The organism is Kitasatospora sp. NPDC054768 (genome assembly GCF_053612025.1).
On sequence record NZ_JBSHBN010000037.1, the window covers coordinates 11,506 to 23,501 of the forward strand.

Here is an 11,996-nt window from a genome sequence, read left to right on the forward strand (position 1 = left end):
CCCGTTGGGGGCCCCGGGGTACCACCTTCGCCCCCCCGGGGGGGGGGGTCCCCCCCCGCCCCCCCGCCGCGCCCGCCCCCCCGCCCTCGGGTGCGAGCGCGGCGAACTCCACCGCCGCCTCGACGCCCGTCGCGAAGTCCACCCCGGAGAAGGTCTCCCCCTGGTCGAAGGACTCGCCGCGGCGGTTGTAGGTGCGGTGGTCGTCCGGGCCGAAGACGGTGTGCTCGTCGTACCGGCCCGACAGCAGGCCCGAGGCCAGCGGCACCCGGGCGAGGATTCCCACGCCGGCTGCCTCGGCGGCGGGCAGCACCTGCTCCAGCGGCTTGAGCCGGAACGCGTTCAGGATGATCTGGACGCTCGCGACGTTCGGGCGGGCGATGGCCGTCAGCGCCTCGGCGCAGGTCTCCACGCTCACCCCGTAGGCGGCGATCCGGCCCTCCTCCACCAGGGTGTCCAGGGCGTCGAAGACCTCGTCCGAGGAGTAGACCGGCGTCGGCGGGCAGTGCAGCTGCACCAGGTCCAGCCGCTCGACCCCCAGGTTGTCCCGCGAACGGTCGGCCCAGGCGCGGAAGTTGGCGAGGTTGTAGTGCTCGGGCCGCTGCTCGACCCGGCGGCCGAACTTGGTGGCGACGAACACCTCGGCGTCCGGGCGGTCCTTCAGGAAGCGGCCGATCAGCCGCTCGCTGCGGCCGTCGCCGTAGACGTCGGCGGTGTCGAAGAGGGTGACGCCGGCCTCCACCGAGGCCTCCAGCACGGCCAGGGCGTCCTCCTCGCGGACGTCCCCCCAGTCCGCGCCGAGCTGCCAGGTACCGAGTCCGACGATCGAGACGGGGCGGCCGGTACGGCCGAGTACACGCTGTTCCATGGAGCGAGCCTCTCACGCGACGCCCCGGCCGCACCACGCACCGCTGCCGCACCACGCACCGCTGCCGCACCACGCACCGCTGCCGGCACACGACCCGCCGTCGGGGCGCCGGCGGCGAACCGCGTGCCCGCCGACCGGACCCGCGGGGCCGTTGGGACCAATCCGCGCCGCGGGCGGCTCCGAACACCCGGGGAGAAGCAGCTGAAGCGGTAGAAGCAATCAGAACACCCGACGGCACCACCTGTGAGGCCCCGCCCGTGACCGTATCGATCGCCCTGTTCACCCAGGACCTGCGGCTGCACGACAACCCCGTGCTGCACGCCGCCCGGTCCGCGGCCGACCGGGTCGTCCCGCTGTTCGTCCTGGACCCGGCCGTCGAGGACGCCGGCTTCGCCGCGCCCAACCGGCAGGCGTTCCTGGCCGACTGCCTCGCCGACCTGGACGCCTCGCTGCGCCGGATCGGCTCCCGGCTGATCGTGCGCCGCGGCGAACCCGCCGAGCAGACGGCCCGGGTCGCCGCCGAGGCCGAGGCCGAAGGTGCGGCCGAGGGTGACGCCGGTGGCGGTACCGCTCCCGTCTCCGTGCACATCGCCGCGGGCGTCAGCGCCTTCGCGCACCGGCGGGAGGCCCGGCTGCGCGAGGTGTTCGGCGACCGCCTGCACGTCCACGACGCCTCGGTGACGGTCGTCCCCGCGGGCCGGATCACCCCGGCCGGCCGGGACCACTACGCGGTCTTCACCCCGTACCACCGCGCCTGGCAGCAGGCGCCCCGCCGCACGGTGCTCGGCGCGCCCCGGGCGCTCGACACCCCGGGCGGCATCGGCAGCGAGAACCTGCTGCTCACCGGACCGCTCTCGCCCGCCCTGCCGCCCGGGGGCGAGAGCGCGGCCAGGGAGCGGTGGCGCCGCTGGGACGTCGACGCCTACGCCCGGGTGCACGACGACCTCGCCGCCGACGCCACCTCCCGGCTCTCCCCGTACCTGCACTTCGGCTGCCTGTCCCCCACCGAACTCGTCGAACGCGCCCTGCGGCACAACGGCGAGGGGGCGCAGGCCTTCGTCCGGCAGCTCGCCTGGCGCGACTTCCACCACCAGGTCCTCGCCGCCCGCCCCGACGCCGCGCACCGCGACTACCGCACCAGGGACGACCGCTGGCACCGGGACGAGCACGAGGCCGAGGCCTGGCGGCAGGGCCGCACCGGCTATCCGATCGTCGACGCCGGGATGCGCCAGCTCGCCGAGGAGGGCTGGATGCACAACCGGGCCCGCCTGCTGACGGCGGGCTTCCTCGCCAAGTGCCTGTACCTGGACTGGCGGATCGGCGCCGCCCACTTCCTGTCACTGCTGGTCGACGGCGACGTGGCCGACAACCAGCTCAACTGGCAGTGGGTCGCGGGCACCGGCACCGACACCCGCCCCAACCGGGTGCTCAACCCGCTGCGCCAGGCCGACCGGTACGACCCGGACGGGGCGTACGTGCGGCGCTGGGTGCCCGAACTCGCCCATCTGCCGGGGGCCGCCGTCCACCGCCCCTGGCTGCTCGACCCCGCCCCCGACTACCCGGCCCCGCTCATCGCCCCGGACGCCCTCACAGCCCGCTTCCGCGGGGCCCGGGGTCTGGACTGAGCACGGCCGGGCGCCATCCGGTGGAGGGTGGCGCCCGGCCGCGCGACCTGCTCGGTGATCAGCCGCGATCAGCCGCAATCAGCCGTGGTCGGCCGTGGGCCGGCCGTGTTCGGGGGTGGCTGCCCTACGGCTGTCAGAGGGCGAGCTTCTGGCAGAGCAGCGCGGACGGCCGCGCCGCCCACAGCTGCCACCAGGGCGCGCTGTAGGCCATGCCCGCGACGACCTCGTCGTCCGCGCACTGGCCCTTGGCGAAGCCGTACGAGAAGTCACCGCCACCGGCCGCGGCCGGGCGGTTGTCGCCCTTCTCGAACCAGAGCGTGCGGGTCGAAGTACCCAGCGGGGCTGCGGACTTGGCGCACAGCGCGCCCATCGTCCGGCCGTTGCGGCTGTACCCGGTCATGACCGAGCCGGCCGGGCACTGGGCCTTGGCGTAGCCCGACGCCCACTCGGTGGTCACGTAGGTGCCGCCGTGGTCGACGACGAACGCGCGGCCGGCGTCCCACAGGTCCGCCTTCGTGACGTCCGTGCAGAGGCCGTTGTCGCCGCCGTAGCTCAGCCCGATCAGCCGGCTGCCGTCCGGGCAGGCGGCCTTGAGGGCGTACGGGTCCCAGTCCGGCCGGGTCTTCAGGTAGGCGGAGTGGTTGTCGTCGAACAGGCTGGCGTTGAGCGAGGTCCAGTCCACCAGCCGTACCGGGGGCTGCCCGACACTGACCGAGGCGATCGGCCATTCGCGATGGAAGGCCAGGAAGGGCAGGTCCGCCTCCAGGATCGGGGTGCCGAGGATCACGAGCCGGGCCATCAGCGCCCCGTTGATGTCGAGTCCGCCGTAGAGGGCCGCCGCACCGTTGACGTCCGGCGTGGTGCCCGCGCCGTCGAGGACGACGGAGCCGTTGACCACGGCCCGCAGGTACGGCTCGATGGACGCCTTCACGCCGACCGTGTCGTACAGGGCGATCGAACCCTCGGCGAGCAGGCCGGCCTTCGCCGAGGCGGAGCCCTTGAGGTCGAGGCGCAGCGGGGAGACGGTGGAGTTCCCGGGGTCGGTGGTGGTCGTCCAGCCCGGGCCCTTGACGTAGTCCGAGTGGACGCCCCACTGGCCGTCGTAGGCCTGCTCGGCGTCGAGGCTGACGGTGCCGTCGGCGCTGATGTCGGCCGAGAGGGTGAAGGCCAGGTTGATCACGACGGGCAGCGGGCCGACCATCACCACGGGGCTGGCGCTGTACGTGGCCAGGGGTATCCGGATCGGCCCGGTGCTCGCGGTGAGGTTCGCGCTGACGTGCCAGTCCGCGTGCGCGCCCAGGGTGAAGCCGACCCGGGCCTGCTGGGGGTCGATGACGCCGAGGCCGCCCTGGTAGGAGAAGTCGATGGCCGGACGGAGCGAGACCGAGCCGGACAGCTTCGCCGAACTGCCGTCGGGCAGCGGGACGGTGGCGTTCGCGCTCAGTCCCAGGCTGCCGTACACGGAGCCCTGACCGGAGGTCGCTCCGAGGTCGGTGACGACCTGGACTCCGCCGATCTGGGGCTGGACGTCGAAGGTGCTCGGGCTGACGGCACTGCGCAGGCCGGCGCTGGTGCCGCCGAGCAGTTCGGGGAGGGTGGCCGGGCGGGTGGAGACGGCCACCTTCCCGTCGGCGGTCGGCTGCACATCGGTGACGGCGACCAGCGCGCCGTGCGGGGCCGCCGGGGTGGGCGGGCTGTCGATCAGCTGCCCGGGCCGGACGGCGGCCGCGGCGGCGGCCGGGCTCGCGGCCAGGGCGGACGGTGCCTGCGGACCGGTGGTGGCCGGTGCGAGCACGGCGGCGCCGGTGGTCGGGTCGTAGGAGGAGAGCGCGAGGACGGGGGCGGTGGTGGCGGTCGCCGGCGCGCTGCCCTGCGCCGGGGCCGCCACCGTGGCCGCGGCCGTGCCGGACGTCGGGGGCGCCAGCGTCGCCGACGCGCTCGGGGCGGCGGACGAGGCCGACGGGTCGGACGACGCGGTCGGCGCGGCTGCCGTGGTCGTCGTGGCTGCGGTGGCTGCGGTGGTGCTCGCGGCGGCCGGTGAGGCCGCCGCTCCGGTCAGGACGGCGCCGCAGAGGAGGAGCACGGTGGTTGTCGCCGCGGCTGACAGCGTCAGCTTGCGCACGGTCACGTGGAGGGTCCCTTCGGTGTCAACGGTGCTGAGGCAGTGGTGACTTGTGGCGGGACGCACAGTCCGGAGCCGTCGCACCGACTCTCGAACCGCCGGGTAACATAGCACTGACCGACAGCGTTGTTGACTGGTTCGCGGGAATCCCGGGTCGCGACCACCGAGACTTCACCGCCCTGGAGCGGGGCCTTCCCCTCTGGTTCACGCGGCACTCGGCGACCGGCGACGGGACGGGCCGACGGGGCGGATCCGGAAGGGTTCCGACCGTGCCGACCGGCCGTCACCTCCGCCGAACAGCCGCCCCGCTCACGGCCTCCTACTCACGGCCCCCCGCTCACGGCTTCGCCGGGCGCGGCCAGTCCAGGACGGCACGCACCGTCCCGGCGAGGAGCCACTCCTTGTCCTCGGCGCCGAGCCGGTCGGTCTCCCGCAGGGCGAAGAGTTCGTCGGCCCAGCAGTGGTCGCCGCTGATCATGGTGTGGTCGCTGGCCCACATGACGCGCTCGCGGCCGAAGGCGTCCAGCACGCGCAGCAGCTTGTCGAGCGCGGGCGTGAACGGGTAGTCACCGGCGTGGAACAGCTCCGGGCCGTGCCCCCACTTGATCATGATGTTCGACTGGTCGGACAGCCGCAGGACGTCCTCGAACTCCTCGTCGTTCACCGGCATTCCGACGTGGTCGAGGACGATCGGGGTGTCGGGATGGGCTTTCGCGTAGGGGCGCAGCAGGTGCCCGTTGCGCGCCGTCATCGCGAAGACGGGCAGGCCGTGGTCGGCGGAGGCGTCGAACACCGGCCCGTAGTCGCCGCGGGCCAGTTCCCTGACGTCCTCGTCCTCGCGTGCCACGATCCGCACCGCCCGGGCGTGCGGCGCATCGGCCACGGCCCTGATACCGGCGGCGAGTTCGGGATCGCGGTGGTGGATGCGCAGCAGGTAGCAGAAGCGCTCGGGGTACCGGATCGACGCCATCTCGGCCCCGGGCGCGACGGCACGGAACGCGCGGGCCCCCGGCAGCGCGATGCCCGGCTCGCCGTGGCCGGTCCGGGCCTCGAAGCCCCAGAACTCGTCGATCACCGCCGCCTGGATGCCCAGGGCGTTCATGGCGGCGAGGGTCTCCTCGGCGCTCATGGTGAGGTGGAGGTGGATCTGAGCGTCGACGATGTCCATCGGCATGGGTACGTGCCTTTCGCGAACCCGGCCCGGGCCCGGGGGCGAGGGGCGGCGCCACGGTGCCGGTGTCCGCGCCGGACGTCCTCGCAGCCTCACCGTAGGGAACAACGACGCCGGGACGACAACGACACTTCGGGACACGGATCATGAGTTCTGATCATGCCCCGACGGCGGCCCGGCGACGGAGGCCAGGGCGCTCCTGGTGTCGGGGTGGCCCGGCCCCAGCGCCCGGACACGGCCCGCGTGGAGCTCCCCGAAGGCGGCGGCCGCACCCCGGAGATCGTCCGCCTCCACCCGCCAGTAGGCGAGGTTGGTACGGGAGCGGAGGGTGTCCGGGTGGTCGGGGCCGCTGACCCGGACCCGGTCCGCGAGGATCTCCTCGAACTCGGCGGCCGCGCCCACGGCGTCCCCCGCCTCGTGCCGCGTCGCGGCGAGGTTGTTGCGCGCGATGAGGGTTTGGGGGTGGTCCGCTCCCAGGACCCGCAGCATGTCGCGGAGGAGCGCCTCGAAGGCTGCGATCGCCTCGGCCCGCTCCCCCGTCTTCCCCCGCCACGTGGCCAGGTTGTTCCGGGTGATCAGCGTGTCGGGATGGTCGGCGCCGAGGACTCTCACGGACGTTGACTGAGCGATGCGCGAGACCCGCACGCCGGACACGGTGATGGCGTCGAGCGTGCCACCGGGCCTTGACCGCATGCCGTCGAACCTCGACGGACGCGCGTTCGCTTCATCGACCGTTGCTTCCGCCGATCTGCTAGCCTTCCGGAGGCCGTGCGAGAGAACAAGGAGGTGGTACCCGTGAACGTATCGACATGGGTGCTCTCCTCCGGGGTCACGGTCGGGCGATAGGTCGTCGTCCGGGAGCGCCGTTCCAGCGCACTCCCGAAAGGCACGACCATGAACTTCACTTCCGAACAGCGCCTCGACGACGACATCCTTGAGCGCGAGTTCACCCTCGGCGAGATCCCCGGCATCCTGTGGACGCCCGCATCCGCCTCCGCGTCCGAGCCGGTCCCGCTGATCCTGCTCGGCCACCCCCCGCTCGGGCTGCACAAGATGTACCCCCGGCTGGTCGCCCGGGCCCGACGCTGCGCGGCGGACGGCTTCGCCGCGGCCACCATCGAACTCCCCGGGAGCGGTGACCGGCCCCGCTGGGCCGCGGCCGAACAGACCCGCGCCGACCTGCGGCAGGCCATGGCCGCCGGTGAGCCGGTCAGTGACGAGATCATCGACGCCCTCATCCTCCCGCTCGTCGACCGGGCCGTCCCGGAATGGCAGTCCGCCCTGGACTCCCTCCTCGCGCTGCCCGGGATCGACGGCCCGGTCGGGTACTCGGGGGGAATCATCTCCATCGGCATCCGGCTGGCGGTGGTCGAACCGCGCATCGTGGCCGCCGGCCTCTTCGCCGGGAGCTTCGTGCCCCGCGCCATGTTCGAGGAGGCCCGCCGGGTCACCGTTCCGCTGCACGTCCTGCTGCAGTGGGACGACGAAGGGAACGACCGGCAGGCGTCCCTGGACCTGTTCGACGCCTTCGGCTCCCAGGAGAAGACGCTGCACGCCAACATGGGCGGGCACACGGGCGTCCCGCAGTTCGCCGGGGAGGACGCGGCCGGGTTCTTCGCCCGGCACCTGCGCTGATCACGGGCCGGACCAGCGGCCGGACAGAGTAGGCAGGAGGCGGTGCCGGCCGGCACACCACTCGTCAAGGACGGCCTGAGCCCTCCGTGATGGCGCCGGCCGGCAGGTGCACAACCGCCCCTACCGGGCCGGTACCAGCCATCGGCGGTACCGGCCCGGTCGGGGCTGGGCCCGGTCGGAGCGGCGCCCGGTCACCAGCCGAACCGGACCCGACTCCAGCCCGTATGAACCTGCTGGCAGCTCCGCTCGGCGGACCCCTGGGGGCGGAGGGCCCGGGCCTCGCGCACCCCGCCTGCCGTCGGCGTTCCCAGCACCATCGTCATGGCCGGGATCCGACACCCCATCCCGGAGATCTGCAACCCATTGACCGGAAATCCTGCCGATCACGGTGGCTCTCCGGTCCGGTTGCTGAGCGGTCGCGGGACGTCGCACACTGACAATAGGCACCTCCACAGGCCTGATGGCCCCCTCCGGCTCTGAAACCTCACCCGCACCCGGTCTCCGGCGGACGAGACAGCGAAATGATGCGCATCACCGAGAGTTCGCGGACACCGCAGGTGAATCGCAGAAATTCAAGAAGTGGGCACCATGAAGCTGCTAGCGGAAATCGACAAGGTAGTCGCCACCGGAAAGGTGGTGGCTTCAGCGGACGACGAAGCCGTCGCGGACATCGTCATCGCCACGATCGCGAGTGGCATCTCGGCTTCGTTCTACCTGACCCGCACCCAGGCCGCTGTCATCAAGGAGCGGTTCTGGACTCCGGAGCGGATTCGCCGCACGGGGCTCCGCCCGATATCCCCTGAGGAAACCGAAAGGATTCGAGTAGAGCTGGGCGTCAGGGTCGCGAACTTCAGATGCGCCCCGATCACGTGCGCCTGCGGCCACGTCTACGACGCATTCGACTTCATTCAGCAAGGGATTCGCGAACACGGCCTCGATGTCGTCAATTCTGTGTTCTCCCTGAAGGATTCGACGTTCCTCCAGGTCAATCCGTCGTTCACCCCGATCTGCCCCGCGGACGACCAAAAGCTGAGCCGTACCCACGGCGCCGACGACGGCTTCGAATACGACTGCGACGAGTACGGCGGGTGCTGCTACCAGGAGTGATGCGAGGACGTTCTGCGGGTGTCGGCAGTCGTTCCTCCGTCACTCGGCCAGGGCCGCGCGGAGGAACGCGAGGATCTCCGCCCGGGCGGCCTCGGCCTGTGGTTCCAGGCCGGGCAGGGTGAGGAACGCGTGCTTGGCTCCCGGGTATTCGGAGAGCCGCACGGGGGTCCCTGCCTCGCGCAGCCGCTCGGCGTAGCTGCGGCCGTGGTCGGCGACCGCGTCCCGGGTGGGCACCACCACCAGCGCCGGGGCGAGCCCGCTCAGGTCGTTCGCGTGCAGCGGTGAGACCGCGCCGGCGTCGGCCCCCGGCGGAACGGCGAGCCGCTGGAACAGCCGCAGCAGCGGCAGGGCCGGGGGCGGGTTGTCCGCGTACTCGGCGATCGAGGGGTGGTCGAACATCCCCGTCCCGGTCACGTCGACCACCGGATTGACCAGCACCTGTGCCTTGAGCTCCACGCCGGCCTCCCTGGCCCTGATCGCCGTCAACGCGCCGATCAGCGCGCCGCAGCTCTCACCGAAGACGGCCGTGCGCGCCGGGTCGACACCCCACTGCGCGGCATGCCGCACCACGTGCTCCAGCACGCCCCAGCCGTCGTCGGCGGCGTCCGCGAGCGGGCTACCGGGGGCGAGGAGGCGGTGCTCGACCGAGACGACCAGCGCGGGCAGCTCGACGGCGAGGTGGCTGTTGGCCCAGTCGCACTGGGTCGCCGTGCCCACGAAGCCGCCGCCGTGGACATGGACCACGAGTGGCAGGTCGGTTCGGGCGCCGGCCTCGCCCTCCCCCGTCGACACCGGCCGGTACACCCGGACCGGAACGTCGCGGCCGGGCAGCGCCACCTGCCGCCAGGCGATCGCGGCGCCGGGATCGGGTTCCCCGAGGACGGCCCGAGCCGCGCCCGACGCCCGCCAGCGGTTCTCCGTGTCGCGGTAGGCGAGCAGTTCCCCGGTCGTGATCGCCGAGAGGTCCGGCTCCGGCGGCCGTGTCGCGAACGCGCTGCCACTCATGCCCTGCGCGCGTCCGGCCTGCCCGACGAGGAGGTCGCGGTGCGGTACCACCGCATCGTCATCCTCCTCGCGGCACTGATCTCCTCCGAGGCCGGCATCAGCACCGTCACCCCCGAGGAGTACGAGCAGGGCATGGAGCAGTTCCGTGTCGCCGTACTCGGCGCCGACCCCGAACACTTCCCCGCCCTGGCCCACTTCGCCCGCGACATCCGCCCCCTCGGAGCGGACCGCCGCGCCGCATTCGAGGAAATCCTCGCCGCCCACCTCGCCCAGATCGAGGCCCTGCTCCCCTGACGCGCCGGACCGTGGGTGCCGTGCGGTCGCCGAATACGCCTGGACCCTTGCCCTCGCCGTCAACCGCCGCCTCACCCGCGCCGCCAACCGCACCCGCGAGTTCGGCTTCCGCCTCGATGGCCTCCTCGGCCGCGACATCCACGGCATGACCGTCGGCGTCATCGCCACCGGCAAGATCGGCGAATGCTTCGCCCGCGCCGCCGTCAGCCCCTGGACTCAGCGGACCGATCATCACGAGACAGCGAAGCGCCGGGAGAGTCGGACGCTGACCACTTGCCAAAGACCCCTTGCCTCAAGTCCGGACAACAGCCCCTCAGTCTCCACGCCCGGAGCCGTCGCTGTCAGTCCGTATGGTTCCGGGTTCCATGTCCAGCGGCGCGTGGCTACCGTCCGAACCGTCGAAGTTCCGGCGGTCCGGACGGACCGCCATCACGCGCCTTCAGGAGATCACGGTGACCGCGAACCACCCCACCCGCAGGAGCATCCTCAAGTCCGCCGGCGGGCTCGGCGCCGCGCTGGCGCTCGGCGGCGCGAGCGTCCTCGCGACTGCCTCTGCCGCTCGCGCGGCCGACGACGGCTTCGGCCTGCACATCTCCGACCGCAACGAGGGCGACGCCCGGATGTGGTACTACCGCTTCCGGACCGCCGAGATCGGCTGGGACCCGGCCGTCAACGTGTTGCTTCCCGACGACTACCACACCAGCGGCCGCACCTACCCGGTCCTCTACCTGCTGCACGGCGGCCTCCAGGACTTCATCGAGTTCGACCGCCGGGGCGTCCGCGACTGGACCATCGGCAAGCCACTGATCGTCGTGATGCCCGACGGCGGGCAGGCCGGCTGGTACTCCAACCCGGTCAGCACCAACGTCGGCCCCCGCAACTGGGAGTCCTTCCACATCAACCAGCTGATTCCCTGGGTCGACGCCAACTTCCGCACCTTCGCCGAGCCCGAGGGCCGCGCCGTCTCCGGCTTCTCCATGGGCGGCTTCGGCGCCCTGAAGTACGCCGCCAAGTACTGGGGCCACTTCGCCTCGGTCAGCGCCCACTCCGGCCCGGCCAGCCTGCGCCTCCACAGCGGCGCGCTCGCGCACTGGGCCAACGTCTCCTCCGCCGTGCAGGACCTGGCCGGCGGCAGCATCTACGGCATGCCGCTGTGGGACCAGGCCAGGGTGACCGCCGACAACCCGGTCGAGCGCCTGGAGAGCTACCGCAACAAGCGGATCTTCCTGGTCGCCGGCACCAGCCCCGACCCGACCAACCCCTTCGACACCTTCAACGAGACCGAAGTGCTGGCCGGCCAGCGGGAGTTCCGCGCCCTGCTCGACGGCGCCGGCATCCCGTACGAGGCCCACGAGGAGTCGGGCGGCCACTTCATCCGCCCCGACATGATGCAGCGCGACATCGACGGCATCATCGGCCGCCTGCGCAAGGCGTGAGGGGCGTTCCGATGGTCTCCCTCACCTCGTGGTCGGCCCGGGCCGCGGCCGCCCTGCTGCTGCCGCTCACCGTGCCGGCCGCTCCGGCCGTGGCCGCTCCCACCCTGGCCGCCGGGTTCGCGGCGGCCTGCCCGGCCCGCGGTCAGATCTCCCAGCACTACTCCCAGGAGCACAACGGCATCGACATCGCCAACGACTACGGCACCCCGATCTACGCGGCCGGCGACGGCAGGGTCGTCCTCTCCGGCACGACGCCCGACTACGGCCAGTGGATCCGCATCCTGCACCCGGACGGGACCATCACCGAGTACGGGCACATGCAGCGGCGGGACGTCTTCGAGGGCGACGACGTGACGGCCGGCCAGCAGATCGCGCTGATGGGCAGCGAGGGCAACTCCACGGGCCCGCACCTGCACCTGCGGGTCTGGGCCGACCCGAACGCGTCCATGCGCACGGACCCGGAGCCCTATCTCGCGGAGCGCGGCGTCACCGTGCCCTGTGTCCCCGGAAGCGGCCCCCGCCCCGCGCCGCTGGTGTATCCGGCGGAGTCCGGCCGGGTGGTGTCGGCCCGGTCCGCGGACGGGCGGCTGGAGGTCTTCGCGGCCGGCCGGAACGGCATCTCGCACGCCTGGCAGACCGCGATCAACGGCGGCTGGTCGGAGTGGGAGGACCTCGGCGGCCCCGCCGGCGCGGAACTCGCCATCGGTCCCAACGCCGACGGCCGACTGGAGGTGTA

Annotated in this window: 10 protein-coding genes and 2 pseudogenes; 7 read left to right on the forward strand and 5 right to left on the reverse strand. The window is 72.7% G+C overall.

The annotated features are described in order from the left end of the window. Positions 1-865: aldo/keto reductase (locus ACWGKU_RS14180; RefSeq protein ID WP_452191444.1), on the reverse strand; the 865-nt coding region annotated here is incomplete at its 3' end. Positions 866-1,122: 257 nt separating this feature from the next. Here ACWGKU_RS14180 and ACWGKU_RS14185 point away from each other — a divergent pair. Continuing rightward, positions 1,123-2,490 (forward strand): cryptochrome/photolyase family protein, encoded by a 1,368-nt coding sequence (locus tag ACWGKU_RS14185; RefSeq protein WP_452177585.1) that lies wholly within the window; start codon positions 1,123-1,125, stop codon positions 2,488-2,490. Positions 2,491-2,623: 133 nt separating this feature from the next. On the opposite strand, the gene ACWGKU_RS14190 is transcribed toward ACWGKU_RS14185, so the two are convergent. From ACWGKU_RS14190 to ACWGKU_RS14200, 3 genes are all read right to left on the reverse strand, one after another. Then, the gene (locus tag ACWGKU_RS14190) at positions 2,624-4,618 is read right to left on the reverse strand and encodes a hypothetical protein (protein WP_452177584.1); all 1,995 of its coding nucleotides are present in this window, start codon (positions 4,616-4,618) and stop codon (positions 2,624-2,626) included. Between the two features lie 331 nt (positions 4,619-4,949). Then, positions 4,950-5,786 (reverse strand): amidohydrolase family protein, encoded by an 837-nt coding sequence (locus ACWGKU_RS14195; RefSeq protein ID WP_401048582.1) that lies wholly within the window; start codon positions 5,784-5,786, stop codon positions 4,950-4,952. Between the two features lie 141 nt (positions 5,787-5,927). After that, the gene (locus ACWGKU_RS14200) at positions 5,928-6,395 is read right to left on the reverse strand and encodes a tetratricopeptide repeat protein (protein WP_452177583.1); all 468 of its coding nucleotides are present in this window, start codon (positions 6,393-6,395) and stop codon (positions 5,928-5,930) included. A gap of 282 nt (positions 6,396-6,677) precedes the next feature. On the opposite strand from ACWGKU_RS14200, the gene ACWGKU_RS14205 reads away from it, so the two are divergent. Together ACWGKU_RS14205 and ACWGKU_RS14210 are read left to right on the forward strand one after the other, a co-directional pair. Next, positions 6,678-7,418: a dienelactone hydrolase family protein gene (locus tag ACWGKU_RS14205; RefSeq protein ID WP_452177582.1), complete on the forward strand. Its 741-nt coding sequence runs from the start codon at positions 6,678-6,680 to the stop codon at positions 7,416-7,418. 588 nt (positions 7,419-8,006) lie between these two features. Further along, positions 8,007-8,525: a hypothetical protein gene (locus ACWGKU_RS14210; RefSeq protein WP_401050179.1), complete on the forward strand. Its 519-nt coding sequence runs from the start codon at positions 8,007-8,009 to the stop codon at positions 8,523-8,525. Between the two features lie 39 nt (positions 8,526-8,564). Here the strand turns inward: ACWGKU_RS14210 and ACWGKU_RS14215 are convergent, their stop codons facing one another. Beyond that, entirely contained in the window at positions 8,565-9,530 is a 966-nt protein-coding gene (locus tag ACWGKU_RS14215) for an alpha/beta hydrolase (RefSeq protein ID WP_452177595.1), read from the reverse strand. Between ACWGKU_RS14215 and ACWGKU_RS14220 the strand changes: the two are divergent. The 4 genes and pseudogenes from ACWGKU_RS14220 to ACWGKU_RS14235 all read left to right on the forward strand — a co-directional run. After that, positions 9,531-9,824: pseudogene (locus tag ACWGKU_RS14220) on the forward strand (TetR/AcrR family transcriptional regulator); the annotation flags it as partial. Between the two features lie 55 nt (positions 9,825-9,879). Next, positions 9,880-10,017: pseudogene (locus tag ACWGKU_RS14225) on the forward strand (2-hydroxyacid dehydrogenase); the annotation flags it as partial. Positions 10,018-10,276: 259 nt separating this feature from the next. Further along, the gene (locus ACWGKU_RS14230; RefSeq protein WP_401050156.1) at positions 10,277-11,260 is read left to right on the forward strand and encodes an alpha/beta hydrolase; all 984 of its coding nucleotides are present in this window, start codon (positions 10,277-10,279) and stop codon (positions 11,258-11,260) included. Between the two features lie 11 nt (positions 11,261-11,271). Next, a partial coding sequence (locus ACWGKU_RS14235) for a peptidoglycan DD-metalloendopeptidase family protein (protein ID WP_452177594.1) occupies positions 11,272-11,996 on the forward strand: 725 nt, incomplete at its 3' end.

What these genes read in the sequence shown, in the direction of transcription:
- ACWGKU_RS14195 (WP_401048582.1), bottom strand. Translation starts at nt 5,786, where the DNA reads ATGCCGATGGACATCGTCGACGCTCAGATCCACCTCCACCTCACCATG.
- ACWGKU_RS14205 (WP_452177582.1), top strand. Translation starts at nt 6,678, where the DNA reads ATGAACTTCACTTCCGAACAGCGCCTCGACGACGACATCCTTGAGCGC.
- ACWGKU_RS14210 (WP_401050179.1), top strand. Translation starts at nt 8,007, where the DNA reads ATGAAGCTGCTAGCGGAAATCGACAAGGTAGTCGCCACCGGAAAGGTG.
- ACWGKU_RS14215 (WP_452177595.1), bottom strand. Translation starts at nt 9,530, where the DNA reads ATGAGTGGCAGCGCGTTCGCGACACGGCCGCCGGAGCCGGACCTCTCG.